Below are 26,612 nucleotides of genomic sequence, written 5' to 3' on the forward strand. Positions count from 1 at the left end.
GTTCTCCACGTACGAGACTGAACGCGTGATCCGACACGACGCACTCGACCGTCTCCCCGTCCGCCATGCCGTCCCCGAGCTGCTCGCCGCGCTCGCGGAGCGCGGCTCGGCGGTGCTGTCCGCTCCGCCCGGCACCGGCAAGACGACGCTGGTGCCGCCGGCGCTGGCCGGGCTCATAGGGGACGGACCGGAGCGGCGGGTGCTGGTGGCCGAGCCGCGCCGGATGGCGGTGCGGGCGGCGGCCCGGCGGATGGCGTGGCTGCTCGGCGAGGAGGTGGGCGGCGCGGTCGGCTTCTCCGTGCGCGGCGAGCGGCGGACCGGGCCCTCGACCCGGATCGAGGTGGTCACCACGGGCATCCTCCTCCAGCGGCTCCAGCGCGACCCGGAGCTGGCGGGCGTGGACGTGGTCCTGCTCGACGAGTGCCACGAACGGCACCTGGACGCCGACACCGCCATGGCCTTCCTCGTCGACGTACGGGCGACGCTGCGGCCGGAACTGAAACTGATCGCGGCCTCGGCGACCGGCGACGCGGAGGCGTGGGCCCAGCTGCTCACCGCGGTGGAGGGCGGCGGGCCCGCGCCGATCGTGTGGAGCAAGGGCGAGGGGCACGGATACGCGGTCCGGTTCGCCGCGCCTCCCGCCGGGGTCAGGCCCGCACACGGCACCTGGGTGGACCCGGCGCTGCTGCGTCACGTGGCGGCCACCGTGCGGCTGGCCATGGAGCGGCACGAGGGCGACGTCCTCTGTTTCCTGCCGGGCACGGGGGAGATCGCGCGGACGGCGGGGCTGCTGGCCGGCCTGGACGCCGAGGTGCTCCAGCTGCACGGCCGGGCGCCGACGGCGGTGCAGGACGCGGTACTGCGGGGCACCGGGCCGGGCGGGCCGCGACGGGTGGTGCTCTCGACGTCCGTGGCGGAGTCCAGCCTGACGGTGCCGGGCGTGCGGATCGTCGTGGACTCAGGGCTCGCGCGGGAGCCGCGGATGGACCACGCGCGGGGGCTCGGCTCGCTGGCGACGGTGCCGGTGTCGACGGCCGCGGCGACCCAGCGGGCGGGGCGCTCCGGCCGCGAGGCGCCCGGCGTGGTGTACCGCTGCTGGTCCGAGGCGGAGGACGGCGGCCGGGCCCGGTACCCGTCACCCGAGATCAGGATCGCCGACCTGGCGGACTTCGCGCTGCGGGCCGCGTGCTGGGGCGACCCGGCGGCGGCGGGCCTCGCGCTGCTCGACGCGCCGCCCGCCGGGGCGATGGCGGCGGCCCGCGCGGTCCTGGAGTCGATCGGGGCGGTGGACGGGGCCGGGCGGGCCACCGAGCGGGGTGTCCGGCTCTCCCGGCTGGGGCTGCACCCCCGGCTGGGCCGTGCCCTGCTGGACGGTGCGGCGGAGGTCGGGGTCCGCCGGGCGGCGGAGGTGGTGGCGCTGCTCAGCGAGGAGCCGCCGCGCGACTACGGGGACGACCTGGCGGCGGCCTGGCGTGCGGCCCGCCGGGGTTCCGACGGGTACGGGGCGCGATGGAAGGCCGAGGCGCGGCGCCTGGAGCGGTCGGCCGGCGAGGCGGGAGCCGGGAGCGGGGGCTCCGGGCGGCAGCCGTTCAGGGAGTCCCCGGGGGACTCCCTCGGGGAGGGCGAGGATGTCGTCGCCGGGCTGGTGACGGCCCTGGCGTTCCCGGAGCGGGTCGCCAGGGCCCGGGAGCAGGGCGGCTATCTGATGGTCTCGGGGAGCGGGGCGCGGATCGCCGAGGGCTCGGCGCTGCGGGCCACGCCGTGGCTGGCCGTGGCGGTGGCGGACCGTACGGCGCGGGACGCGACGGCGCGGGTCCGGCTCGCGGCCGTGGTGGACGAGTCCGTGGCCCGGCGGGCGGCCGGGCATCTGCGGTCCACCGGCGAGGAGGTCCACTGGGAGGACGGGGACGTGGTGGCGCGCTCGGTGGACCGGCTGGGCGCGGTCGAGCTGACCGTCCGGCCGCTCGGGGCCGGCGCCGCGCCGGAGCTCGTGCGGGAGGCGCTGCTCGACGGTCTGCGGGGAGAGGGCCTCGGACTGCTGCGGTGGGGCCGGGAGGCCGGGGAGCTGCGGGAGCGGCTCGCCTTCCTCCACCGGGAGCTGGGGGAACCCTGGCCGGACGTGGCGGACGGGCCGCTGGTCGACCGGGCCGCGGAGTGGCTGGAGCCGGAGCTGTCGCGGGCGGCGCGCCGCGCGGATCTGGGGCGGATCGACGCGGGCGAGGCGCTGCGGCGGCTGCTGCCATGGGCCTCGGGCGAGGCGGGCCGGCTGGACGAGCTGGCGCCGGAGCGGATCGAGGTGCCGAGCGGTTCGCGCATCCGGGTCGACTACGGCGACGGGCGGCCGGTGCTCGCGGTGAAGCTCCAGGAGATGTTCGGTCTCGCCGAGACGCCCCGGGTGGCGGGCGTCCCGGTGCTGGTCCATCTGCTCTCCCCCGCCGGCCGGCCCGCGGCCGTGACCGCGGACCTGGCGTCGTTCTGGCGGGAGGGCTACCGCGCGGTGCGGGCGGAGCTGCGGGGGCGGTATCCGAAGCACCCGTGGCCGGAGGACCCGTCGGCGGCGGAGCCGACCCGGCACACGAGCGCCCGGCTCAGACGGGAGCGGTGACCGGGGCGGCGGCGGGCTCCGGTGCCGGGCGGCGGGACCGGGCCTCCAGCCAGAGGGCGAGGGCGAGGAGGGCCAGGGCCAGGGCGGTGAGGCTCCAGGGGATGTAGGAGACGAGCAGCAGCACGGTGAGGCGGTTGGAGGAGACCAGCTCGCCGATGCTCTCGATGTAGTCCTCGCGCATCTTCACGTGCCCCTCGAAGACGGTGAGGGTGTCCCGGCCCATCAGTGCCTTGGCGTTGCGGAGCTCCTCCTTGTGGATCTCCTCGCCGTTGACGGGAGCCCCGGTGACCGGCTCGATCCAGAACATGCGCTTGGTCGTGTACCAGCGGGTGAGGCCCGAGTCGGCGAGGATCTTCGGCGTGATGCCCTTGACCGGCATGGCCTTGGGCATGGGCACCTTGGTCCAGGGGATGGTCTGCTCGAAGTAGTAGACCTCCATGCCCCGGAAGGTGCGGGTGCCCTTGTAGTGGATGGGGGCCGCGGTGCGGGTCTGGGCGTCGAAGTACTGGTAGTCCCGCTTCTCGGTGAGGAAGGGCCACTTGAACTCGATGCCCTCGCGCCGGACCGGGTCGCCGTCGACCGTCTCGCCGGTGGCGTGCACGGGGGCCTGGGTGTGGGCGTCGAAGATGTACCGCTCGGGGATCCGGGACACCATCTTGCCGTCGGGGCCCATGACGTAGGAGAGGGAGTCCCAGACGACGACGTCGCGTCCGGCGTCGCGTTCGATCCGCCGCGACTCCTCCACGTTGCCCTTGAGGGTCTGGACGATCGTGATCTTGTCGACCTTCTCGGCCTGGAGCGTGGAGTAGTTGAGGAGGGTCGCGGGCCGGGCCTCCAGGACGGTCTCCTGGTACTGGTTCGGCGGGATCTTCGCCAGGCGGGGGAAGGCGTACCAGCGCAGGACCGGAGCCATCGCGGCGCAGAAGACGGCAAGGGCGAGCAGGACGAGGCTGGCTCGGCGGCGCACGGTCGCCCCCTCTACTTCTTGGGGCCGGGATCGGCGGTGAGCAGCGGCTTGGGCGAGGTGGGGCCGTCGGGCGGCAGATCGACCAGGGAGACGAGCAGGACGAAGAGGAGGACTGGGGCGAGTCCGATGGCGGCGGCGACGAGGGCACGCATGGTCGGCCTCCCGGGGTGCGATCTGATACGTCGTCAGGGCGGGGGCACCGTAGCAACGCGACCGCGAGATGAGAACACGTTGCACCCGGGTAACGCGGAGCGCCGCCCCGCCGTCCGGTGGGGACGGCGGGGCGGCGCGGAAGGCGGTTCGCCCGGGGGTCAGGCCGTGGGAGAGGAGGTGGCGGAGGGGGTGGCCTCGGGCGATCCCGTGCCGGAGGGCGTCGGCTCCGGCGTGGGTTCCGGCGTCGGAGGCGCCGTGACCGTGAGGTCGACGAAGACGCTGCCGCCGCCGGGTGTGGTCAGCCGCAGGTAGAACGGGCCCGCCTTGTCGCCGGCGAGCAGCGTGCCCGGGGCGAGGGTGAGCAGTCCGTCGACACCGGTCGTGAGGGTGACGGTGCGGACGACCTCGTCGCCCTGCTTGAAGTACGGGCCCTCGGTGCTCTCGGTGGGCTCCGTCTTCGAGGTGACGATCACCGCGGTGACGCGTACGCCGGGGGCGAGGGCGCCCTTGTCGGTGGCCTTCACCTGGACCTGCTGGGCGAAGGCGGTGCCGGTGGCGGCCGACAGGGAGTCCTCGCCGACCCGGGTGAGGGTGTCCGCCTGGCGTTCCGTGACGGTCGCGGCGAAGTCGGCCGCGGCCAGGGTGCGTCCCACGACGGTGGCGCGCACGGTGAACGACCCCGTCTGCTCTCCGGCCCGGAGGGCGGGAGCGGTGGCGAGGCCGGCCGAGCCGGTGGTGACGGTGACGGACCTCGCGCCGCCGGCGAAGCGGGAGTCGGTGGTCCCGGCGATCTCGAAGCGGACGGCGACCCCGGCGACCGGCTTGCCCGAGGCGTCGAGCGCCGCGACCCGGGGGGATCCCGTGAAGTCGCTGCCGGTGGTGGTGGTCAGCCTCCCGTTGGCCACGATCGTGAGCCGCGTGACCTTGCCGGCCGGTGTGACGGCGGGCGGGGTGACCGGGGGCTTGGTCGGGACGGTCGGGGGCGTGACCGTGCCGGGGTGGGTCTGCGACGGCTTCGGCGTCGGGGTGCCCGGCGTCGGCGCCGGAGTCGTCGGGGCGGGCGAGAGCGGCGCGGTGGGACGGTTGCCCCGGCCCGGGTCGTCGCTGCGGTCGACCGGGATCACGCCCGTGCCGTCCGGGATCTGGTGGGTGCCGCGCTGGTAGTACGTGACCCAGGACATGACCAGGTTCAGGTACTCCGTCGAGCGGTTGTAGCTGAGGATCGCCCGGTCGAGGTCGGCCTTGAGCGCGAGGTTGCGGTCGTTCGCGCAGAGGTAGAGGCCGGCGGCCTGCGCGGCGTCGTAGATGTTGTTCGGGTCCTTCTTGCCGTCGCTGTTGGCGTCCTGACCCCAGGTCGCCCAGGTCGACGGGATGAACTGCATCGGGCCGACGGCGCGGTCGTGGATCTTGTCGCCGTCGTAGGCACCGTCGTCGGTGTCGGAGATGTTCGCGAAACCGACGCCGTTGAGAACGGGGCCGAGGATCGGCGAGAGGGTCGTGCCGTTGGCGTCGACCCGGCCGCCGCGCGCCTGTCCGGACTCGACCTTGCCGATGCCGGCGAGCAGCTGCCAGGGCAGGTTGCAGCCGGGGGCGGTCGAGCGGATCGACTGCTCGGCCCGCTTGTACGCGGCGAGGACGGACGCGGGTATGCCGGCCTCGGCGGGCCCGGTGATCACCGGCAGGTCGGTGCCCGCGCCGGGCTTGTTCGGCGTGTGCAGCGGCGGCAGTTCGGTGAAGTAGGGGGAATCGCCGGTCGCGGAGCCGTCACCCGACGGCGGCGCGGTGTCGCCGGCTCCGATGGCGTGGTCCCCGTTGGCGTTGTCCGCGGGCGGCGCGGCCTCCGGCGCCTGCGAGGCGGCGAGCGCGGCGACCGCCGCGGCCACCACCACGCCGCTCGTGGCCCCCTTGCGCAGCCGATGACCGATGTGCGCTGCCATACCCGTGGTCCCCTCCCCGTCGACTCCGGCCCCACGCTCCCCGCGCGTGACCCCAGGCGACCCTATGCCAACTCGAGACCGCCGGGCACCGGCGTCTGACCGTGTTTCACGGTTTCGTCACCTCTGGTCCTTGTTCCGCTCGCCGTCGTCCGGTGCGGTGGGTGAGGGAACCGCCGGGAGGTCCGGGGCCCTCTTGCACTGCGGCCGCTCCCGCACTCCGGCCGTCGCCACCGCAAGCGAGGGGACCTCCCGTTGCCGTTCACGCTGAGTCATGCCGCTGCCGTGCTGCCCGGGCTGCGCCGGAACGGGACCGCGCGCGGTCCGCTGGTCGCCTCCGCGCTGGTCGCGGGCTCCTTCGCCCCCGACATGACCTACTTCGCCGCCACCGCGGCCCCGGGGGCGATGGTCCTCGGGGACGTCACCCACTCCCCCGTCGGGATCGTCACGGCCGACGTGCTGATCACCGCCGTGCTCGTCGGCCTGTGGCTGACCGTCCGTGAGCCGCTCGTGGCGCTGCTGCCCGCCCGGTGGCGCGGGCGGGTGTACGGGCTGGTCCGGGGCCGCCCTTGGCGCGACCGGCACACGGCGGCGCTCGTCGGCTGGTTCTTCCTCTCCGCGGTGCTCGGCTCCACGACCCACGTGGTGTGGGACTCCTTCACCCACCTGGACCGCTGGGGCACCCGGGCCGTCCCGTTCCTCGGCGACGTCGTGGCCGGCTTCCCGGTCTACCTGTACGCGCAGTACGGGGGTTCGGCGCTGGCCCTCGGCCTGCTGGTCCGGTTCGCGGCGCGGGCGCTGCGGTCCGCCGGCCCCGGGGTGGAGCTGCCGGCCCGGGTGCCGGTGCCGGGCCGGCGCGGGCGGCTCGTCGCGGTCGGCCTGATCGGTGGCTGCGTCGTCGCCGGTGTCGTCCACCGGGTGCTGCGCCGGGCCTCGTACTGGGGCTGGGACCGGATCGAGACGCCCCTCGACGTCATTCCGACGGCCTGCTTCGGGGCCGGCGCGGGGCTCGCCGTCGGGCTCGTGCTGTACGGGGTGGGGGCGAGGCTGCGGGAAGGGGCGTCCGGTCCCCCGCCTGGTCCCGCGACGGCGGCCCCGGAGCGTCGTGCGGAACGCTCCCGTCCGGGATCCCGCTGATCTTCTCGGGCGGGGTGAAGCCGCGGGCCGCCGGGCCGCCGCCCAGTCTGCGGTGCACGGCGAGCGCGATCCCCTCCAGGGTGCGGACGCCGTACCGCATGGTGCGGTTGTCGTGGCTCAGCAGGGCGATCCGGTAGTCGATCGCGGGGGTGGGCGGGTCCGCGGCCGGGGCGGCCGGGTCCGAGGCAGTCGCGTCCGGGGCGGGAGCGTCCCGGGCGGGAGCGTCCCGGGCGGGAGCGGCCGGGGCGGGAGCGGCCGGGCGGACGATCCCGATGCTGTGGACGCGCCAGGCGTGGGTGGCGCGGCGCAGCCAGCCGTTCTTGAGGTGGACCTCGACCGTGCGGGGCGCGCCCGCGGTGACGCCCCATGCCTGGTCGCGGACGACCTGGCCCATCAGGGTCAGGGCCTCGGTACGGCGGGAGACCGCGGCGAGCAGGGCCAGTTGGTCCCGGGCGGTGGTCCGGGTGAGGCCCCAGTAGCGGTCGTGGCCGAGGACGGTGTCCTGGGCACCGGCCTCGCGCAGCACCCGCTTCAGCCGGGCGCGCGACAGACCCAGCCAGAGGTCGGTGGCCGCGGTGTTGTCGGAGCGGGTGATCATCGCCTTCATCCTCCGGGCCTCCAGCCGGGTGGGGGCCCGGCCGAGCTCCTCGGCGCGGCCGAGGACGGCCTGGAGGATGAGGACCTTGGCGATGCTGGCGGAGTCGTACGCCAGGGTGTCGCCGAGCCGGCAGCGCAGTCCGTGTCGGACGTCGTCGACGGCGACGGAGACCGTGCCGTCGCGGCCCTTGAGCGCGGCCGCGATGTCCTGGGACAGCCGGGCGGCGAGGGCGGGTTCGCCGGGCGAGGTGCAGAGGGCGGGTGCCGGGTGCGCCTCGGCGGGCCAGGCGGTGCCCGTCCCCGCGAGGATCGCGCCGAGGAGGGCCCAGACGCGGAGGCGGGAGCGGCGGCTCGTGATCATGCCCACCAGTCTCGGGAGCGGGGCCGCGGGGCCGCCCGCCGACTGGTCCACCTGGCGCACACCCGTCGGGCCCGCTCCGATGGGGCGGGCCCGGGCGACGGGCGGCGCCGCCCGTAGTCCTGGGACGGGCCGGGCTTCGCCCGGCAGCGGAGCCCGTGATGACGGCGGTGGGCCGGCCGGCCCACCGCCGTCATGGTGGTGTCAGTGCGCGGCGGAGTCCCAGTCGTGGCCGACGCCCACCGAGACGTCCAGCGGGGCGCGCAGGTCGGCCGCGGCCGACATCTGCTCGCGCACGAGGGACTCGACCTGCTCGCGCTCGCCGGGGGCGAGTTCGAGCACGATTTCGTCGTGGACCTGGAGGAGCATCCGCGAGGAGAGGCCGGCCTCCGCCAGCGCCCGGTCGACGTTCAGCATGGCGACCTTGACGATGTCGGCCGCGGTGCCCTGGATCGGCGCGTTGAGCGCCATCCGCTCCGCCGCCTCGCGGCGCTGCCGGTTGTCGCTGTTGAGGTCGGGCAGGTAGCGGCGGCGGCCGAGCATCGTCTGCGTGTACCCGGTGGCGCGGGCCTCGTCGACGACCCGGTGGAGGTAGTCCCGCACCCCGCCGAAGCGCTCGAAGTAGGTGTCCATCAGGCCGCGGGCCTCGCCCGGGTCGATGCTCAGCTGCTGGGAGAGGCCGAACGCGGACAGGCCGTAGGCCAGGCCGTACGACATGGCCTTGATCTTGCGGCGCATCTCGGCGTCGACGGCGGACCGTTCGACGCCGAAGACCTGGGAGGCGACCGTGGTGTGCAGGTCCTCGCCGGAGGCGAACGCCTCGATGAGCCCCTCGTCCTCGGAGAGGTGGGCCATCACGCGCAGCTCGATCTGGCTGTAGTCCGCGGTCATCAGGGCCTCGAAGCCCTCGCCGACGACGAAGCCGTGCCGGATGGCCCGGCCCTCGTCGGTGCGCACCGGCACGTTCTGCAGGTTGGGGTCGGTGGAGGAGAGGCGGCCGGTGGCGGCGACGGTCTGGCTGAAGGTGGTGTGGATCCGGCCGTCGGCGGCGACGGTCTTGATCAGGCCCTCGACGGTGGAGCGCAGCCGGGCCTGCTCGCGGTGGCGGAGCATGATCACGGGCAGTTCGTGCTCGGTCTGGCCGGCCAGCCAGGCGAGCGCGTCGGCGTCCGTGGTGTACCCGGTCTTGGTCTTCTTGGTCTTCGGCAGGTTGAGCTCGCCGAAGAAGACCTCCTGGAGCTGCTTGGGCGAGCCGAGGTTGAACTCGTGGCCGACGGAGGCGTGCGCCTCCTTCACGGCCTGCTGCACGGCGCCGGCGAACTGCTGCTCCATGGCCTCCAGGTGGTCGCGGTCGGCCGCGATGCCGTGCCGCTCCAGGCGGGCGAGGAGGACGGAGGTGGGCAGCTCGACGTCGTGGAGGAGTTCGCGGGCCCCGACCTCGCCGAGCCGCTCGTCGAAGGCGTCGGCGAGGTCGAGGACGGCCCGCGCCTGGGTCATCAGGGCCTCGGCCTCGGCGGTGTCGTCGGCGCCGAAGGCGAGCTGTCCGTCGGCGGCGGCCGCCGGGGCGAGCTCGCGGCCGAGGTACTCGACGGAGAGCGCGTCGAGGGCGAAGGAGCGGCGGCCGGGCTTCACCAGGTAGGCGGCGAGGGCGGTGTCCATGGTGACGCCCGCGATGCTCCAGCCGTGCTCGGGGAAGACCCGCATGGCGCCCTTGGCGTTGTGCATGACCTTGGGGCGGTCGGGGTCGGAGATCCAGGCGGCCCAGGCCCGCTCGTCGGCCTCGTCCAGGTCGCCGGGCTCGAACCAGGCGGCGGCGCCTCCGGCGGAGGCGAGGGCGATCTCGGAGACGTTCCCCGTGCCGAGGGCCCAGCTGTCGACGGTGGCGATGCCGAGGGGCTCGGTGCCGTGCTCGGCCAGCCAGGGGGCGAGCTCGCCGGCGCCGAGGACGCTGGTGTCGAGCTCGACACCGGCGGCGGGCGCCGGGGCGGCCTCCTCGGCGGCGCCGGGGTCGACGGCGAGGAGCCGCTCGCGCAGCGAGGGGTTGCGGATCTCCAGGGTGTCGAGGACGAGGGCGACGGCCGTGCGGTCGTACGGCTCGCGGGCGAGGTCCGTCACGGTCTTCGGCAGCTCGACGTCCCGGACCATCTCGGTCAGGCGGCGGTTGAGCCGGACCGACTCCAGGTGGTCGCGGAAGTTCTGGCCGGCCTTGCCCTTGACCTCGTCGGCGCGCTCGACGAGCTCGGCGAAGGAGCCGAACTGGTTGATCCACTTGGCGGCGGTCTTCTCGCCGACGCCGGGGATGCCGGGGAGGTTGTCGGACGGGTCGCCGCGCAGGGCCGCGAAGTCGGGGTACTGCGAGGGGGTCAGGCCGTACTTCTCCTGGACCTTCTCCGGGGTGAAGCGGGTGAGCTCGGAGACGCCCTTGGTCGGGTAGAGCACGGTGGTGTGCTCGGTGACCAGCTGGAAGGAGTCCCGGTCGCCGGTGACGATCAGGACCTCGAAGCCCTCGGCCTCGGCCTGGGTGACGAGGGTCGCGATGACGTCGTCGGCCTCGAAGCCGTCGACGGCGAAGCGCGGGGCGTGCATCGCGTCGAGGAGCTCGCCGATCAGCTCGACCTGCCCCTTGAACTCGTCGGGGGTCTTGGAGCGGTTCGCCTTGTACTCCGGGAACTCCTCCGACCGCCAGGTCTTGCGGGACACGTCGAACGCGACGGCGAAGTGCGTGGGCGCCTCGTCGCGCAGGGTGTTCGCCAGCATCGAGGCGAACCCGTAGATGGCGTTCGTCGGCTGCCCGGTCGCGGTGGTGAAGTTCTCCGCGGGCAGCGCGAAGAACGCGCGGTACGCCAGGGAGTGCCCGTCCATGAGGAGGAGTCGCGGGCGGTCCGCTTCGGTCTTCTCGGTCTTCTTCGATGCTGTCTCGGCCACGGGACGATCCTCCCACGGCCCACTGACATTCCCGGTCGCCCGGCTCCCTCCGCGCCGCCCGGCCCGCCGGGCCGTCGGTGGTCCGTGACAGGATCGAAGACGTACGCCACAGGATTACCGCTCAAGGGAGAGCGCGATGGTCAGCAAGCCGCCGGCCGGTGACCCGGTTCAGGACGCACCGCAGGTCACGCCGCCGCAGCACGCCGCAGCCGGCCTGCCCGCCATCGGGCACACCCTGCGCATCGCGCGGGAGCAGATGGGGCTGAGCCGCACCGCCCGGACCCTGCTCAAGGTCAACCAGAAGGACGGCTTCGACTGTCCGGGCTGCGCGTGGCCGGAGGAGGACAAACGGCACGTCGCGGAGTTCTGCGAGAACGGCGCGAAGGCGGTCGCCGAGGAGGCGACGCTGCGCCGGGTGACCCCGGAGTTCTTCGCCGCGCACCCCGTCGCCGACCTGGCGACCCGCAGCGGCTACTGGCTGGGGCAGCAGGGCCGGATCACCGAGCCGATGCTGCTGGCGGAGGGCGGCGAGCGGTACGAGCCGGTGACCTGGGAGCGGGCCTTCGCGATCATCGCCGAGGAGCTCCGGGCCCTGGCCTCCCCCGACGAGGCGCTCTTCTACACCTCGGGGCGGACCAGCAACGAGGCCGCGTTCCTGCTCCAGCTCTTCGCGCGCGAGTTCGGCACCAACAACCTGCCGGACTGCTCCAACATGTGCCACGAGTCCTCGGGCTCGGCGCTGACGGAGACGATCGGCATAGGAAAGGGCAGTGTCTCGCTGGAGGACCTGCACCGGGCCGACCTGATCATCGTGGCCGGGCAGAACCCGGGGACGAACCATCCGCGCATGCTGTCGGCGCTGGAGAAGGCCAAGGCGGCGGGCGCGCGGATCATCTCGGTGAACCCGCTGCCGGAAGCGGGCCTGGAGCGGTTCAAGAACCCGCAGACCCCGCAGGGCATGCTCAGGGGCACGGCGCTCACCGATCTCTTCCTCCAGATCCGCATAGGCGGCGACCAGGCCCTCTTCCGGCTCCTCAACAAGCTGGTCCTGGAGACGTCCGGGGCGGTCGACGAGGAGTTCGTACGGGAGCACACGCACGGTTACGAGGAGTTCGCGGCGGCGGCCCGGGCGGCGGACTGGGACGAGACGCTGGCCGCGACCGGCCTGGACCGCTCCGAGATCGAGCGGGCCCTGGAGATGGTGCTCGCCTCGGAGCGGACGATCGTCTGCTGGGCGATGGGCCTCACCCAGCACAAGCACTCGGTGCCGACCATCCGCGAGGTGGTCAACTTCCTCCTGCTGCGCGGCAACATCGGGCGGCCGGGCGCGGGCGTGTGCCCGGTGCGCGGCCATTCGAACGTGCAGGGCGACCGGACGATGGGGATCTTCGAGCGGCCCGCGCCCGCGTTCCTGGACGCCCTGGACAAGGAGTTCGGGATCGTCTCGCCGCGTCACCACGGCTTCGACGTGGTCCGGTCGATCCAGGCGCTGCGCGACGGCGAGGCCAAGGTGTTCTTCGCGATGGGCGGCAACTTCGTGGGGGCGACGCCCGACACGGAGGTGACGGAGGCGGCGATGCGGAACGCGCGGCTGACCGTCCACGTGTCGACGAAGCTGAACCGCTCACACGCGGTGACGGGCACGCGCGCGCTGATCCTGCCCACGCTCGGCCGCACGGACAAGGACGTGCAGAAGAGCGGCCGGCAGGTCGTGACGGTCGAGGACTCGATGAGTCTGGTGCACGCCTCCCGGGGCAACCTGCCGCCGGCGGGTCCGCATCTGCTGTCCGAGCCGGCGATCGTGGCGCGGATGGCCCGGGCCGTCCTCGGCGACGGTTCGGCCACTCCCTGGGAGCGCTTCGAGGAGGACTACGCCACGATCCGTGACCGCATCGCGCGTGTGGTGCCCGGCTTCGAGGACTTCAACGCCCGGCTCGCGGCGAACCCGGGCGGTTTCACGCTGCCGCACGGCCCGCGTGACGAGCGCCGCTTCCCCACGGCGACGGGCAAGGCCAACTTCACGGCCGCGCCGGTCGAGTACCCGAGGGTGCCGGAGGGCCGGCTGCTGCTCCAGACGCTGCGCTCGCACGACCAGTACAACACCACGATCTACGGTCTGGACGACCGCTACCGGGGTATCAAGGGCGGCCGCCGGGTCGTCCTGGTGCACCCCGAGGACGCGGCGGCGCTCGGGCTCGCCGACGGGGCGTACACGGATCTGGTCAGCGAGTGGACGGACGGCACCGAGCGGCGGGCGGCGGGCTTCCGGGTGGTGCACTACCCGACGTCGCGGGGGTGCGCGGCGGCGTACTACCCGGAGACGAACGTGCTGGTGCCGCTGGAGTCGACGGCCGACGTCAGCAACACCCCCGCGAGCAAGTCCGTCGTCGTCCGTCTGGAACAATCACCTTCCGCCTAAGCGTTTGCTCAGGCAGCGCGTCGCGGGATCACGCGGCGCGACCACGCGATCAGCAGCCGTACGCGGACGAACGGAGCCGGACCATGGGTGAACAGCAGCATGTGAAGTTCCCGCAGGAGGTCATCGACGAGTACGCGGCGCTGGGCGTCGACCTCCCGGCGCTCTTCTCTGCCGGACACCTCGGGAACCGGATGGGCGTCCAGATCGTGGAGGCGTCGGCCGAGCGGGTCGTCGGCACCATGCCGGTGGAGGGCAACACCCAGCCGTACGGGCTGCTGCACGGCGGCGCCTCGGCGGTGCTCGCCGAGACGCTGGGCTCCATCGGCTCGATGCTGCACGGCGGGGTCTCGAAGATCGCGGTGGGCGTCGACCTGAACTGCACCCACCACCGCGGCGCGCGCAGCGGCCTGGTGACCGGTGTGGCGACCCCGGTGCACCGCGGGCGGTCCACCGCCACCTACGAGATCGTGATCACCGACGAGCAGGGCAAGCGGGTCTGCTCGGCGCGGCTGACCTGCATGCTGCGCGAGATCAACCCCCAGGACGCGGGCAACATCCCGGCGGCGGGACGGACGAACGGCGCCTGAGCCAAAGGCGGTCGAAGAGGGGCGGTGCGTGAACGCACCGCCCCTCTTCGGCGTTTTCACGCCAACTGCCTTCCCCTCGCGCCCTCTTGCCCCGAGCGGGCCGAGCCGCTTCACTGGCTGACCTCTCCCGGAGTACGCCCGAGCCGTTCACCCATCGAGGGAACACCCGTGACAGGAAGCCGAGTTCACCTTCCCGGGCCGCCCCTCGCCGCGGCCCTGGCCGGATGCCTGCTGACCCTCACGACCGGCTGCGGCGGCGCGGCGGATCCTGCGCCCCCACCCCGTACGAGTACGCCCGCCCCGCACGTCAGCACCCCCGCGGACATCTGTACGAGCCTGGTGTCGTACTGGGTGAGGGAGGCCCTCGAAGGCAGCATCTGGGCCGGGCTCGACTGGGAGCAGAAGGGGCTCTCCAACGAGCAGTACGCGATCCACGACGAGGTGCTCACGGCGGCCCGGGCCGAGGAGCGGCGCGCGGGCCGCGAGGCGGCGACGGCGTTCGCCGACCGGGAGTCGCGGCGGCGCTGCGAGGCGGCGAAGGGGGCCACCGGGAGTTCGGAGAACTGGCGCCCACCGGAGGAGTGGACGACTCCCCCGCCCTCACCGAGCGGCTGATCTCGGCCACGCCCGGCGTCACACTGCGTAACACTCGCGCAATGTTCGGGCCGGAGAGCCGCGCCGTCGCGGGGTCGGCCCGCCGTCCGCTGGGATCAGAGCCCTTGTCCGATATCCGGAGACCCTCACAGGGCCGCCGTCAGGACCGTGATCCACCCAAGCCCCTTAGCGGAACTGGGGATTCTCACTATGTGAACACCGTCCTAGCGACCGGTATGCCCCAGTTTGCCCACCCGCTGCACACCGTCTCCCCCCGTCGGCATAACAAGACAGTCACATCCTGACCTCGGCGCTCCCCGCCGTTCCCACCTGCGCCTAGAGTCACGGCCAGTCACCGCGCCGCCGGGCGCTTCCACTGCACGGCACTGCTCGACCCAGTACGGCCCGGCATCGAAAACGGCACCTCTAGCTACACAGCTTCACGGCACCGCCTCAGCTTGAGGGGGCCGCGCCAGGGAAAGGATTCTTCGTGCGACACCGTTCTTTGCTCATCCTCACCAGCGTGCTCACCACGGGAGCGCTCACTCTCACCGCATGCGGTTCGCGTGACGACAAGGGCGGCAGCGACAACAACGCGGACGGCGGCGGCATCACCGTCGTCATCGGCGTCGACGCTCCGCTGACCGGTTCCCTCTCGGCGCTCGGCCAGGGCATCAAGAACTCCGTGGACCTGGCGGCCAAGACCGCCAACAAGAACAAGGAAGTCCCCGGAGTCACCTTCAAGGTCGAGGCCCTGGACGACCAGGCCGTCCCGGCCTCCGGCCAGGCCAACGCCACCAAGCTCGTCGGCAACAAGGACGTCCTCGGCGTCGTCGGCCCGCTGAACTCCGGCGTCTCGCAGCAGATGCAGGGTGTCTTCGCGGCCGCCAAGCTGGCCCAGGTCTCCCCGGCCAACACCAACCCGGCGCTGAGCCAGGGCGACAACTGGGGCAAGGGCGAGTTCAAGCGCCCCTTCCCGACCTACTTCCGCACCGCCGCCACCGACGTGGTCCAGGGCAAGTTCGCCGCCCAGTACCTCTTCAAGGACGCCGGCAAGAAGAAGGTCTTCGTCGTCGACGACAAGCAGACCTACGGTGCCGGCCTCGCCGCGATCTTCTCGGACGAGTTCAAGCGCCTCGGCGGCCAGGTCGTCGACACCGACCACGTCACCGTGAAGGAGACCGACTTCTCCTCCACCGCCGACAAGGTCAAGGCGTCGGGCGCCGACTCCGTCTACTTCGGTGGCCAGTACCCCGAGGGCGGCCTGCTCTCCGACCAGATCAAGAAGACCGGCGCCAAGATCCCGGTCATGGGTGGCGACGGCATCTACGACCCCGCCTTCATCAGCGCCTCCGCCGAGGCCAACGACGGTGACCTGGCCACCTCGATCGGCTACCCGGTCGAGAAGCTCGACACCGCCAAGAAGTTCATCGCGGACTACAACGCGGGCGGCTACAAGGACCCGTACGCGGCCTACGGCGGCTACTCCTACGACGCCGGCTGGGCCGTCATCCAGGCCGTCAAGGCCGTCGTCCAGGGCAACGGCGGCAAGCTGCCGGCCGACGCCCGCGCCAAGGTCACCGAGGCCCTGGGCAAGGTCTCCTTCGACGGTGTGACCGGCAAGGTCTCCTTCGACGAGTTCGGCGACACCACGAACAAGCAGCTCACGGTCTACAAGGTCGAGGGCGGCAAGTGGATCGACGTCAAGAGCGACACCTTCAACCAGTAGTCACCGCCCCGGCGCCGCGCCGACAGAGCCGGCGCCGGACCTCCCGCAGTACCTGAACCAAGCCGCGCGAGGGCGCAAACAGCGCCCTCGCGCGGAGTCTTATCCGACAAGCTCATCGGAGGCCTGCGGTGAACGAACTGCCGCAACAGCTGGCCAACGGCCTGGCCCTCGGTGCCCTCTATGGCCTCATCGCCATCGGGTACACCATGGTCTACGGCATCGTCCAGCTCATCAACTTCGCCCACGGCGAGATCTTCATGATCGGGGGCTTCGGTGCCCTCACCACCTACACCGCGCTCCCGAGCGGAACGTCCCTGCTGGTGGCGATACCGCTCATGATCGTCGGTGGCGCGATAGCCTCCGTGGCCGTCGCCACCGCCGCCGAGCGGTTCGCCTACCGCCCCCTGCGCAACGCGCCGCGGCTGGCCCCTCTCATCACGGCGATCGGTCTGTCCATCGCCCTGCAGCAGCTCGTGTGGCAGTTCTACCCGGACGCCAAGAAGGCCGTGACCTTCCCCGAGTTCAAGGGTGACGCCTTCAAGATCACCGAGAGCCTCTCCATCCAGCGCGCCGACGCCTTCATCCTCGTGCTCGCGCCGCTGTGCATGCTCGCCCTCGGCGTCTTCGTCTCCAAGAGCCGCAGCGGCCGGGCCATGCAGGCCACCGCGCAGGACCCGGACACCGCGAAGCTGATGGGCATCAACACCGACCGCATCATCGTCATGGCCTTCGCCATCGGTGCCGCGTTCGCCGCCGTCGCCGCCGTCGCGTACGGCGTCGACAAGGGCCAGATCAACTTCGAGATGGGCTTCATCCTCGGCCTCAAGGCATTCACCGCGGCCGTCCTCGGCGGCATCGGCAACATCTACGGCGCCATGGTCGGCGGCGTCGTCCTCGGTCTCGCCGAGGCCCTCTCGATCGCCTACATCGAGGACATCCCCGGCATGCAGCAGCTCGGCGGCGGTGCCTGGTCCAACGTCTGGGCCTTCGTCCTCCTCATCCTCGTACTCCTCGTGCGGCCACAGGGCCTGCTCGGCGAGCGCGTCGCGGACAGGGCGTGAGCACCATGACGAGCAACGACAAGACCCTCGACAAGAAGAGCGCGGCGCCCCGACCGGCCGCCCTGCTCTGGGCGATCGTCGGCGGCAGCCTCGCCACCGTCGCCAGCGCCTTCCTCGCCTGGACGTGGACCAGCGCCTTCCCCGGCAACCTCACGATCTACGGCAACCCCGCCCCGCTCCAGCTCCTCACGCTCGTCGGCGGCCTCCTCACCGGTCTCCACGCGCTCTCCGCGCTCGGCGTGAAGGGGCTCGGCTGGCTCACCCCGGCCGGCACCCGCAAGGCGCTGTGGATCCTCGCCCTCGGCACCTTCGCGACCACCGCCTTCACCACGATCTCCATCGTCGTGGAGCTCGGTGCCGTGGTGGACCTGGAGCCCGGCGCCGGTGTCGCCGTCCTCGTCTCCGCCGTGTCGGCGGTCGCCGCGTACCTGCTGCCCGACGACACCCGCAAGGCCGCCCCCGCCAAGGCGCTGCCCTCCTGGGCCGAGATCCTGGTCATCGTCGCGGTGTTCGCCGTCGGACTCTTCGTGGTCACGTTCGGCATCGACACCGACGACTCCGAGCCGCAGCTCTTCATCGCGTACCTGATCCTCGTCGGCTTCTCCGCCACCGCGCTGGTCAAGTCCGGGCTCACCCAGCGTCTCTCCGGCATCACCGCGCGCAACCGCCAGGTGACCATCACGGCCGCCATCGTCATGGCGATCGCGTTCCCGTTCATCCAGCAGAGCGGCGACACGTACACGCTGATCGCGGTCAACATCCTGATCTTCGCGACCGTCGCCCTCGGCCTGAACATCGTCGTCGGCCTGGCCGGTCTCCTCGACCTCGGCTACGTCGCCTTCCTCGGCGTCGGCGCGTACACGGCAGCCCTCGTCTCCGGCGCCACGTCGTCCGCGTTCAACGTGCACTTCCCGTTCTGGGCCGCCGCCCTCACCGGCATGGCCGCCTCGCTGGTCTTCGGTGTCGTCATCGGCGCGCCGACCCTGCGCCTGCGCGGCGACTACCTCGCCATCGTGACCCTCGGCTTCGGAGAGATCTTCCGCATCGCCATGGGCAACCTCGACGGCACCTCCGGCCCGAAGATCACCAACGGCCCGAACGGCATCCCGAACATCCCGCAGCTGGAGTTCTTCGGGTACAACTTCGGCGAGTCGCACACCGTGCTCGGCGTGGAACTCGGCGCCTACGCCAACTACTACCTGCTCATGATCCTGATCATGCTGCTGGTCGTGGTCGTCTTCGCCCGCGCCGGCAACAGCCGCATCGGCCGCGCCTGGGTCGCCATCCGCGAGGACGAGACCGCCGCCACCGCCATGGGCATCAACGGCTTCCGGGTCAAGCTCGTCGCCTTCGCCCTCGGCGCGGCCCTCGCCGGTCTCGCGGGCACCGTGCAGGCGCACGTCAACACCACGGTGGTCCCGGAGAACTACGTGTTCGCCGGCCCCGTCCCGCCGAACTCCGCGTTCCTCCTCGCGGCGGTCATCCTCGGCGGCATGGGCACCATCAGCGGCCCGATCGTCGGCTCCGCACTCCTCTTCCTCATCCCGGCCAAGCTGTCCTTCCTCCAGGACTACCAGCTGCTCGGCTTCGGCATCGCGCTGATCCTGCTGATGCGCTTCCGCCCCGAGGGCCTCATCGCCAACAAGCGGGCGCGGCTGGAATTCCACGAGAACGACGACCAGGTCGCCGTACCGGAACAGCGACAGTCCGAGGACGCGGACGCCGGTACGGCGAAGGCAGGGGCGTGAAAGCCATGACGACCACCACCACGGAGACCGCCGCCGGCACCATCACGGCCGCACCGGTCCTGGAAGCGAGCGGCGTCACCATGCGCTTCGGCGGTCTGACCGCCGTCCGCGATGTCGACCTGACCGTCCGCGAGGGCGAGATCGTCGGCCTGATCGGCCCCAACGGCGCCGGCAAGACCACCTTCTTCAACTGCCTGACCGGCCTCTACGTCCCCACCGAGGGACAGGTCAGCTACAAGGGAACGGTCCTGCCGCCGAAGCCGCACCTGGTCACCCAGGCCGGCATCGCCCGCACCTTCCAGAACATCCGCCTCTTCTCCAACATGACGGTCCTGGAGAACGTCCTCGTCGGACGCCACACCCGGACCAAGGAGGGCCTGTGGTCCGCGCTGCTGCGCGGCCCCGGCTTCAAGCGCGCGGAGGCCGCCTCCCGCGACCGGGCCATGGAACTCCTGGAGTTCGTCGGCCTGGGCAGCAAGGCGGAGCACCTGGCGCGCAACCTGCCCTACGGCGAGCAGCGCAAGCTGGAGATCGCCCGCGCGCTCGCCAGCGACCCCGGTCTGCTGCTGCTCGACGAGCCGACGGCCGGCATGAACCAGAGCGAGACCCGCACCACCGAGGAGCTGGTCTTCGCGATCCGCGACCGCGGCATCGCGGTCCTGGTCATCGAGCACGACATGAAGTTCATCTTCAAGCTCTGCGACCGGGTCGCCGTCCTCGTCCAGGGCGAGAAGCTCGTCGAGGGCACGTCCGCGGTCGTCCAGGGCGACGAGCGCGTCGTCGCCGCCTACCTCGGCACCCCGTACGAGGGTGCGCCGGGCGCGGAGGAGGCGGCCGAGGTCGAGGCCGCCGAGGTCGCCGCCGAGGCCGAGGCGGTGGCGGAGTCCGCCGCCGAGACGGCCGACGAGGCCCCTGAGGCGGACGAGGCCCCTGAGGCCCCCGAAGCCGACGCGGCCCCTGAGGTCGACGAGGCCCCCGAGGCCGACGACACCCCCGCCGACGAGGCTCCGGCCGCCGACGCGGACAGCACCACCGAAGGAGACTCCAAGTGACCGCACTTCTGGAGGTCGAGGACCTCAGGGTCGCCTACGGCAAGATCGAGGCCGTCAAGGGCATCTCCTTCTCCGTCGAAGCGGGCCAGGTCGTCGCCCTGATCGGCACCAACGGCGCCGGCAAGACCACGACCCTGCGCACCCTGTCCGGGCTGCTCAAGCCGTCCGGCGGCCAGGTCACCTTCGACGGCCAGCCGCTCAACGGCATCCCGGCCCACAAGGTCGTGTCGCTCGGCCTCGCCCACTCCCCCGAGGGCCGGCACATCTTCCCCCGGCTCACCATCGAGGAGAACCTCCAGCTCGGCGCCTTCCTCCGCAGCGACAAGGACGGCATCGAGAAGGACATCCAGAAGTCCTACGACCTCTTCCCGATCCTGGGCGAGCGTCGCAAGCAGGCCGCGGGCACCCTCTCCGGCGGTGAGCAGCAGATGCTGGCGATGGGCAGGGCACTCATGTCCCGGCCCAAGCTGCTGATGCTGGACGAGCCCTCGATGGGCCTCTCCCCGATCATGATGCAGAAGATCATGGAGACCATCTCGGCGCTGAAGTCCGAGGGCATGACGATCCTGCTCATCGAGCAGAACGCGCAGGCCGCGCTCTCCCTCGCGGACTACGGCTACGTCATGGAGGTCGGCACGGTGAAGCTGTCCGGCACCGGCCAGGACCTGCTGGTCAACGACGACGTGCGCAAGACGTACCTCGGCGAGGACTGAGCCCCGCCCGGTCCACCCCGGACAGAAGGCCCGCCCCACAGTGCTGTGGGGCGGGCCTTCTTCCGTGCGGCGCTACGCACGGTACGGCGCGACGAGCGGTACGACGGGACTACTGCTGCTGCTCCCGGGCCGCCTTCTTCTCCTCGGCGTCCTCGATGACGGCCTCGGCGACCTGCTGCATCGACATGCGGCGGTCCATCGAGGTCTTCTGGATCCAGCGGAACGCGGCCGGCTCCGTCAGGCCGTACTGGGTCTGCAGGACCGACTTGGCGCGGTCCACCAGCTTGCGGGTCTCCAGGCGCTGCGAGAGGTCGGCGACCTCCTTCTCCAGAGCGCGGAGCTCGGCGAAGCGGGAGACGGCCATCTCGATGGCCGGCACCACGTCGCTCTTGCTGAACGGCTTCACCAGGTACGCCATGGCGCCGGCGTCCCGGGCCCGCTCCACCAGCTCGCGCTGCGAGAAGGCGGTCAGCATGAGGACCGGCGCGATGGACTCGCCGGCGATCTTCTCGGCGGCCGAGATCCCGTCCAGCACGGGCATCTTCACGTCGAGGATGACGAGGTCGGGCCGGTGCTCACGGGCGAGCTCGACGGCCGTGGCGCCGTCCCCGGCCTCGCCCACGACCGTGTAGCCCTCTTCTTCCAGCATCTCTTTGAGGTCGAGGCGGATGAGGGCCTCGTCCTCTGCGATGACGACGCGGGTCGTCAGCGGCGGGACGTGCGACGCGTCGGCGTCGTCGGCGGGCTGGGGCGACTCGGGGGCGGTCACGGGGGCTCCTCGTTCCGGGGCAGTGCGCTGCACCGAGAAGCCTACCTAGCTGCTGACCGGACCGGTCACCGGGTACACTCCGACTGGCAACCTGCCGGGTTGGCGGAATGGCAGACGCTGATGTCTCAAACACATCTGCCCGAAAGGGCGTGCGGGTTCGAATCCCGCACCCGGCACTGGTTCTGAAGCGGATGCTCACCTTCGTGTGAACGTCCGCTTTTTTGCTGCGCGCGCAACGATCGGCCGCACAGGGTGATCGCATGAACTTTCACGGGACGACCGTTCGAGAGCAGGCGCTCGCGATGCTGCGGGATGGCGCCAAGAACGCGGAGACGGCGCGCAAGCTCAACATCCCGTCGAGCACCGTCGGGTACTGGAAGCATGTGGACCGCGCGAAACGCGGCGAGTGCCCAGGGCGACCCGACCGGAAATGCCCCCGCTGCGACGGACGGCAGCTGGATGAGGCGGCGTATGCGTATCTGCTCGGGCTCTACCTCGGCGACGGACACATCAGCCGATACTCGGCTCACCGGGTGCCAAGCCTCATGATCACCCTGGACGACACCTGGCCCGGGGTGCAGGACGCCGCCGAGGCCGCGATGCGCCGGGTGTTCCCGGACAACGCCACGTGCCGCGTCCGGAAGAAGGGCTGCCACAACGTCAAGGTGTACTCGTTGCACCTTGCCTGCCTCTTCCCCCAGCACGGGCCGGGAAGGAAGCACGAGCGGCGCATCGCCCTCGAACCGTGGCAACAGGCGATCGTCGACGCGCACTCCTGGGAGTTCGTCCGGGGCCTCATCCACTCCGACGGATGCCAGATCATCAACTGGACCACGCGTGTCGTCGGTGGCGAGCGTAAGCGGTACGAGTACCCCCGGTACTTCTTCACCAACAAGTCCCACGACATCCGGAAACTGCTCGGTGACACCCTCGACAGGGTCGGTGTCGAATGGAGGACCACCCATCGCGGCACCGACCCGTACAACATCTCCGTCGCCCGCAAGGCCGCCGTCGCGCTCATGGACCTTCACGTGGGACCCAAGTACTGACTACGTCAGCGGGTCGCCGATGTGGTGGACGCGGACCAGGTTGGTGGAGCCTGCGACGCCCGGGGGGGAGCCGGCGGTGATGACGACGATGTCGCCCTTCTGGCAGCGGCCGATGCGGAGGAGCTCCTCGTCGACCTGGGCGACCATGGCGTCGGTGGAGTCGACGTGGGGGCCGAGGAAGGTCTCGACGCCCCAGGTGAGGTTGAGCTGGGAACGGGTCGCCGGGTCGGGCGTGAAGGCCAGCAGGGGGATGGGCGAGCGGTAGCGGGAGAGGCGCTTGACCGTGTCGCCCGACTGGGTGAAGGCGACGAGGAACTTGGCGCCGAGGAAGTCGCCCATCTCGGCGGCGGCGCGGGCGACCGCTCCGCCCTGGGTGCGGGGCTTGTTGCGCTCGGTGAGCGGGGGCAGGCCCTTGGCGAGGACGTCCTCCTCGGCGGCCTCGACGATGCGGCTCATGGTGCGGACGGTCTCGATGGGGTGGCGGCCGACGCTGGTCTCGCCGGAGAGCATGACGGCGTCGGTGCCGTCGATGACCGCGTTCGCCACGTCGCTCGCCTCGGCGCGGGTGGGACGGGAGTTGTCGATCATCGAGTCGAGCATCTGGGTGGCGACGATGACCGGCTTGGCGTTGCGCTTGGCCAGTTTCACGGCGCGCTTCTGGACGATCGGCACCTGTTCGAGGGGCATCTCGACGCCCAGGTCGCCGCGGGCGACCATGATGCCGTCGAAGGCGGCGACGATCTCCTCGATGTTCTCGACGGCCTGGGGCTTCTCGATCTTGGCGATGACGGGGAGGCGGCGGCCCTCCTCGTCCATGATGCGGTGGACGTCCTCGATGTCCCGGGCGCTGCGGACGAAGGAGAGGGCGATGACGTCGGCGCCGGTCCGCAGCGCCCAGCGGAGGTCCTCGATGTCCTTCTCGGAGAGGGCGGGGACGGAGACGGCGACGCCGGGCAGGTTGAGGCCCTTGTGGTCGGAGACCATGCCGCCCTCGATGACCAGGGTGTTCACCCGGGGGCCGTCGACGGAGGTGACCTCCAGGGTGACGCGGCCGTCGTCGACGAGGATGCGCTCGCCGGCGGTCACGTCCGCCGCGAGGCCGGAGTAGGTCGTCCCGCAGGTGTGGCGGTCGCCCTCGGTCGGTTCGACGGTGATGGTGAACTCGTCGCCGCGTTCAAGGAGTACGGGACCCTCGCGGAAGCGGCCGAGACGGATCTTCGGGCCTTGAAGGTCGGCGAGGACGCCGACACTGCGGCCGGTCTCGTCGGCGGCTTTCCGGACGCGCTGGTAGCGCTCCTCGTGCTCGGCATGGCCGCCGTGGCTGAGGTTGAAGCGGGCCACGTCCATTCCGGCCTCGATCAACGCCTTGATCTGGTCGTATGTTTCGGTGGCGGGCCCAAGGGTACAAACGATTTTCGCTCGGCGCATGGGTCGAGCCTAGGGCTTACCCGCCAGTAGGAAATTGGTGCGGCATGACTACTCAACAACCTTTCCGTGAAAGGTTGTTGACAAGTCTTGAATCTGTGCACCGGAGCGCTCCGATGAGCGATTTTCGCGCCCCGGGGCCGCCCGTCTCAGAGTGCGGGCGGCCGCATCGTGAACCGCGCGACGACCTCCGCCGTGACCGTCTGCCGCTGCGGTTCCAGGTCCAGCGGCGGGGCCTCGGCGGCGCGCTCCGCGGCGAACGCCACCGGGGCCCCGCCGAAGCCGGACCCCATCGGCAGGGAGGGGCCCGCGAGGCCGGCGTCCGAGAGTTCGAGGAGTGAGGAGAGCGAGGTGCCCAGCGCCTCCGCGTACGCCCGCGCCCGGCGCACCGCCTCCGTCACCGCGAGTCGCCGCGCCTCCGCGTACGCCGGGGAGTCCGGCCGCAGGGCCCACCACGGGCCGTCGACGCTCGTCATCTCCAGGTCGGCGAGCCGGGTGACCAGCTCCCCGAGCGCCGTGAAGTCGGTCAGTTCGGCCGTCACCCGCACCCGGCCCGCGTAGGCGTGGACCCGTTCGCCGCGGCCGCGTCTGCCGAGTTCCGGGGCGATCGAGAGCCGGCCGGTCTCCAGCTTCTCGACCCCGTCCCCGAGCTCCCTGACCAGGTCGAGCACCCGGGCGTTGCGCCGGGTCAGGTCCGCGAGCGCGGCGGCCCGGTCGGCCCCGCGGGCGGAGACCGTCATCCAGATCCCGGCGAGCTCCGGGTCGACTTCCAGTCGCCCCTCGCCACGGACCGTCACCTGGGGTGCCTCGGGGGTCGCGTGTTCCTGCGTCACGTCCGGTTCCTCCGTGTTCGGCGTCGATCGTCCACCGAACACTTTCCCACTCCGTAACCCGAAAGGTCTGTTGCCGACGGTGCGTCTGAGCCAGAATCTACGCGCGTTGTGCGCCACGGTCGGCGCCGGCGCCACAGAACCAAAGGGGAGAAACCACATGCCGCTGAACCGCAGGACGTTCCTGGAGCGCTCGGCCGCCGCCGGGGCCGGAGTCGCCATCGCCGGTGCCGTCGCCGTTCCCGCCGAGGCCCACGGCCCCGGCCGCCCGCGTCCGCAGAAGCGGTACTCGTTCACCGTGATGGGCACCACCGACCTGCACGGCAACGTTTTCAACTGGGACTACTTCACGGACAAGGAGTTCGACGACAAGGCGCACAACGACGTCGGCCTCGCGAAGATCTCGACCCTGGTCGACCAGGTCCGCGAGGAGAAGGGCCGCTGCAACACCCTTCTCATCGACGCCGGCGACACCATCCAGGGCACCCAGCTGTCCTACTACTACGCCAAGGTCGACCCGATCACGGCCCGCCGCGGCCCCGTCCACCCGATGGCCCAGGCCATGAACGCCATCGGCTACGACGCCGCCGCGCTCGGCAACCACGAGTTCAACTACGGCATCCCGGTGCTGCGGAAGTTCGAGGAGCAGTGCGACTTCCCGCTGCTCGGCGCGAACGCGCTCGACGCGAAGACCCTGCGCCCGGCGTTCGCCCCGTACAGCATGCACCGGCTGCGCACCCCGCACGGCAAGGACGTCAAGGTCGCGGTCCTCGGCCTGACCAACCCGGGCATCGCGATCTGGGACAAGGCGAACGTCACCGGCAAGATGGTCTTCCCCGGTCTGGAGGAGCAGGCCGCGAAGTGGGTCCCGAAGCTGCGCTCGATGGGCGCCGACGTGGTCGTCGTCTCGGCGCACTCCGGCTCCAGCGGCACCTCCTCGTACGGTGACCAGCTCCCGTACGTCGAGAACGCGGCCGGGCTCGTCGCCGAGCAGGTCCCGGGCATCGACGCGATCCTCGTCGGCCACGCGCACACCGAGATCCCCGAGTACCGGATCGCCAACAAGGAGACCGGCAAGGAGGTCGTCCTCTCCGAGCCGCTGAAGTGGGGCCAGCGCCTGACCCTCTTCGACTTCGACCTGGTGTGGGAGAAGGGCCGCTGGACCGTCGAGAAGGTCGCCGCCCAGGTCCTCAACTCCAACACGGTGGCGGAGGACCCGGAGATCACGGGGCTGCTCGCGGACGAGCACAAGAAGGTCGTCGCGTACGTCAACCAGGTCATCGGCACCTCCACCGCGGCCATGACCACGACCGACGCGCCGTGGAAGGACGAGCCGATCATCGACCTGATCAACGTGGTCCAGGCCGACACCGTGAAGGCGGCGCTCGCGGGCGGCGCGTACGCCGGTCTGCCGGTGCTCTCGCAGGCGTCCTGCTTCTCGCGCACGGCCCGGATCCCGGCGGGCCAGATCAGCATCAAGGACGCCGCCGGCCTGTACCCGTTCGAGAACACGCTGGAGGCCCGTCTGCTGACCGGCGCCCAGCTGAAGGACTACCTGGAGTACTCGGCGAAGTACTACGTCCAGACCGCGGCGGGCGCCCCGGTGGACACCGCGGCCCTGACCAACGCGGCCGGGACGCCGGACTACAACTACGACGCCGTGTCGGGTCTGACGTACGAGATCGACATCGCCAAGCCGGCCGGCTCGCGGATCGTGAACCTGTCCTTCGAGGGCAAGCCGCTCGATCCGGCGGCGAAGTTCGTCCTCGCGGTCAACAACTACCGGGCGAGCGGCGGCGGCGCGTTCCCGCACGTCGCGGCCGCCCAGCAGCTGTGGGCCAACTCGGACGAGATCCGCAACACCATCATCCAGTGGGTGAAGGCGAAGGGGACGGTCGACCCGGGCCTCTTCGCGTCGGTGGACTGGAAGCTGACCCGGGACGGCGTGCCGGTGTTCTAG

19 protein-coding genes, 1 tRNA gene and 1 pseudogene are annotated in these 26,612 nt (G+C 71.7%); 13 read left to right on the forward strand and 8 right to left on the reverse strand.

Translation table 11 applies throughout. The annotated features are described in order from the left end of the window. The first annotated feature begins 25 nt into the window (after nt 1-25). On the forward strand, nt 26-2,605 hold the full coding sequence (gene hrpB, locus ACFVZH_RS26655) for an ATP-dependent helicase HrpB (protein ID WP_384900994.1): 2,580 nt from the start codon (nt 26-28) through the stop codon (nt 2,603-2,605). On the opposite strand, the gene ACFVZH_RS26660 is transcribed toward hrpB, so the two are convergent. The 3 genes from ACFVZH_RS26660 to ACFVZH_RS26670 form a co-directional block, all read right to left on the reverse strand. After that, nucleotides 2,589-3,572 (reverse strand): DUF3068 domain-containing protein, encoded by a 984-nt coding sequence (locus ACFVZH_RS26660; RefSeq protein ID WP_384900997.1) that lies wholly within the window; start codon nt 3,570-3,572, stop codon nt 2,589-2,591. The genes hrpB and ACFVZH_RS26660 overlap by 17 nt on opposite strands. A gap of 11 nt (nt 3,573-3,583) precedes the next feature. Beyond that, nucleotides 3,584-3,724 carry an SPW_0924 family protein gene (locus ACFVZH_RS26665; RefSeq protein ID WP_366302162.1) on the reverse strand — a complete coding sequence of 47 codons (141 nt, stop codon included), beginning with the start codon at nt 3,722-3,724 and terminating at the stop codon, nt 3,584-3,586. A 159-nt stretch (nt 3,725-3,883) separates the two neighbouring features. Beyond that, on the reverse strand, nt 3,884-5,662 hold the full coding sequence (locus ACFVZH_RS26670) for a lytic transglycosylase (RefSeq protein ID WP_384900999.1): 1,779 nt from the start codon (nt 5,660-5,662) through the stop codon (nt 3,884-3,886). A gap of 252 nt (nt 5,663-5,914) precedes the next feature. On the opposite strand from ACFVZH_RS26670, the gene ACFVZH_RS26675 reads away from it, so the two are divergent. Then, a complete protein-coding gene (locus ACFVZH_RS26675) occupies nt 5,915-6,796 on the forward strand; it encodes a DUF4184 family protein (RefSeq protein WP_384901001.1) in 882 nt (293 codons plus the stop codon). Between the two features lie 265 nt (nt 6,797-7,061). On the opposite strand, the pseudogene ACFVZH_RS26680 reads toward ACFVZH_RS26675, so the two are convergent. Then, nucleotides 7,062-7,754, reverse strand: a pseudogene (locus tag ACFVZH_RS26680) (serine hydrolase); the annotation flags it as partial. Nucleotides 7,755-7,955: 201 nt separating this feature from the next. Next, the gene (polA, locus tag ACFVZH_RS26685) at nt 7,956-10,676 is read right to left on the reverse strand and encodes a DNA polymerase I (protein WP_384901003.1); all 2,721 of its coding nucleotides are present in this window, start codon (nt 10,674-10,676) and stop codon (nt 7,956-7,958) included. 136 nt (nt 10,677-10,812) lie between these two features. On the opposite strand from polA, the gene ACFVZH_RS26690 reads away from it, so the two are divergent. The 8 genes from ACFVZH_RS26690 to ACFVZH_RS26725 all read left to right on the forward strand — a co-directional run bounded on the left by ACFVZH_RS26690 (nt 10,813) and on the right by ACFVZH_RS26725 (nt 20,579). Further along, on the forward strand, nt 10,813-13,095 hold the full coding sequence (locus ACFVZH_RS26690; RefSeq protein ID WP_384901005.1) for an FdhF/YdeP family oxidoreductase: 2,283 nt from the start codon (nt 10,813-10,815) through the stop codon (nt 13,093-13,095). An 83-nt stretch (nt 13,096-13,178) separates the two neighbouring features. Next, nucleotides 13,179-13,682, forward strand: coding sequence for a PaaI family thioesterase (locus ACFVZH_RS26695; protein WP_384901006.1), 504 nt, complete (start codon nt 13,179-13,181; stop codon nt 13,680-13,682). Between the two features lie 168 nt (nt 13,683-13,850). Beyond that, nucleotides 13,851-14,297 carry a hypothetical protein gene (locus ACFVZH_RS26700; protein ID WP_384901008.1) on the forward strand — a complete coding sequence of 149 codons (447 nt, stop codon included), beginning with the start codon at nt 13,851-13,853 and terminating at the stop codon, nt 14,295-14,297. A 469-nt stretch (nt 14,298-14,766) separates the two neighbouring features. Beyond that, on the forward strand, nt 14,767-16,005 hold the full coding sequence (locus ACFVZH_RS26705) for a branched-chain amino acid ABC transporter substrate-binding protein (protein WP_384901010.1): 1,239 nt from the start codon (nt 14,767-14,769) through the stop codon (nt 16,003-16,005). Between the two features lie 128 nt (nt 16,006-16,133). Then, nucleotides 16,134-17,066, forward strand: coding sequence for a branched-chain amino acid ABC transporter permease (locus tag ACFVZH_RS26710; RefSeq protein ID WP_384901012.1), 933 nt, complete (start codon nt 16,134-16,136; stop codon nt 17,064-17,066). Between the two features lie 5 nt (nt 17,067-17,071). Further along, nucleotides 17,072-18,814 (forward strand): branched-chain amino acid ABC transporter permease, encoded by a 1,743-nt coding sequence (locus ACFVZH_RS26715; RefSeq protein WP_384901061.1) that lies wholly within the window; start codon nt 17,072-17,074, stop codon nt 18,812-18,814. Between the two features lie 5 nt (nt 18,815-18,819). Continuing rightward, nucleotides 18,820-19,866 (forward strand): ABC transporter ATP-binding protein, encoded by a 1,047-nt coding sequence (locus ACFVZH_RS26720; protein WP_384901013.1) that lies wholly within the window; start codon nt 18,820-18,822, stop codon nt 19,864-19,866. Continuing rightward, the gene (locus tag ACFVZH_RS26725) at nt 19,863-20,579 is read left to right on the forward strand and encodes an ABC transporter ATP-binding protein (protein WP_384901014.1); all 717 of its coding nucleotides are present in this window, start codon (nt 19,863-19,865) and stop codon (nt 20,577-20,579) included. The genes ACFVZH_RS26720 and ACFVZH_RS26725 overlap by 4 nt, the downstream gene beginning before the upstream one ends. A gap of 109 nt (nt 20,580-20,688) precedes the next feature. On the opposite strand, the gene ACFVZH_RS26730 is transcribed toward ACFVZH_RS26725, so the two are convergent. Then, entirely contained in the window at nt 20,689-21,348 is a 660-nt protein-coding gene (locus ACFVZH_RS26730; protein ID WP_384901016.1) for an ANTAR domain-containing response regulator, read from the reverse strand. Between the two features lie 93 nt (nt 21,349-21,441). Here ACFVZH_RS26730 and ACFVZH_RS26735 point away from each other — a divergent pair. Next, nucleotides 21,442-21,524: transfer RNA gene (locus ACFVZH_RS26735), tRNA-Leu, on the forward strand. Nucleotides 21,525-21,608: 84 nt separating this feature from the next. After that, a complete protein-coding gene (locus tag ACFVZH_RS26740; protein WP_384901017.1) occupies nt 21,609-22,397 on the forward strand; it encodes a helix-turn-helix domain-containing protein in 789 nt (262 codons plus the stop codon). Here ACFVZH_RS26740 and pyk read toward each other — a convergent pair whose 3' ends face one another. Next, a complete protein-coding gene (pyk, locus tag ACFVZH_RS26745) occupies nt 22,398-23,825 on the reverse strand; it encodes a pyruvate kinase (RefSeq protein WP_384901019.1) in 1,428 nt (475 codons plus the stop codon). It lies immediately after the preceding gene. Nucleotides 23,826-23,971: 146 nt separating this feature from the next. Further along, nucleotides 23,972-24,655 carry an SIMPL domain-containing protein gene (locus ACFVZH_RS26750; protein ID WP_384901020.1) on the reverse strand — a complete coding sequence of 228 codons (684 nt, stop codon included), beginning with the start codon at nt 24,653-24,655 and terminating at the stop codon, nt 23,972-23,974. 157 nt (nt 24,656-24,812) lie between these two features. Between ACFVZH_RS26750 and ACFVZH_RS26755 the strand changes: the two genes are divergently transcribed. Continuing rightward, on the forward strand, nt 24,813-26,612 hold the full coding sequence (locus ACFVZH_RS26755) for a bifunctional metallophosphatase/5'-nucleotidase (protein ID WP_384901022.1): 1,800 nt from the start codon (nt 24,813-24,815) through the stop codon (nt 26,610-26,612).

It is taken from the genome of Streptomyces sp. NPDC059534 (assembly GCF_042743475.1).
In the GTDB taxonomy this organism is placed as follows: domain Bacteria; phylum Actinomycetota; class Actinomycetes; order Streptomycetales; family Streptomycetaceae; genus Streptomyces.

Bases quoted from the DNA above. Each gene is read 5' to 3' on its own strand.
- ACFVZH_RS26720 (WP_384901013.1), top strand. From the start codon at position 18,820: ATGACGACCACCACCACGGAGACCGCCGCCGGCACCATCACGGCCGCA.
- ACFVZH_RS26755 (WP_384901022.1), top strand. From the start codon at position 24,813: ATGCCGCTGAACCGCAGGACGTTCCTGGAGCGCTCGGCCGCCGCCGGG.
- ACFVZH_RS26690 (WP_384901005.1), top strand. From the start codon at position 10,813: ATGGTCAGCAAGCCGCCGGCCGGTGACCCGGTTCAGGACGCACCGCAG.
- pyk (WP_384901019.1), bottom strand. From the start codon at position 23,825: ATGCGCCGAGCGAAAATCGTTTGTACCCTTGGGCCCGCCACCGAAACA.
- ACFVZH_RS26695 (WP_384901006.1), top strand. From the start codon at position 13,179: ATGGGTGAACAGCAGCATGTGAAGTTCCCGCAGGAGGTCATCGACGAG.
- ACFVZH_RS26670 (WP_384900999.1), bottom strand. From the start codon at position 5,662: ATGGCAGCGCACATCGGTCATCGGCTGCGCAAGGGGGCCACGAGCGGC.
- ACFVZH_RS26665 (WP_366302162.1), bottom strand. From the start codon at position 3,724: ATGCGTGCCCTCGTCGCCGCCGCCATCGGACTCGCCCCAGTCCTCCTC.
- ACFVZH_RS26715 (WP_384901061.1), top strand. From the start codon at position 17,072: ATGACGAGCAACGACAAGACCCTCGACAAGAAGAGCGCGGCGCCCCGA.
- ACFVZH_RS26740 (WP_384901017.1), top strand. From the start codon at position 21,609: ATGAACTTTCACGGGACGACCGTTCGAGAGCAGGCGCTCGCGATGCTG.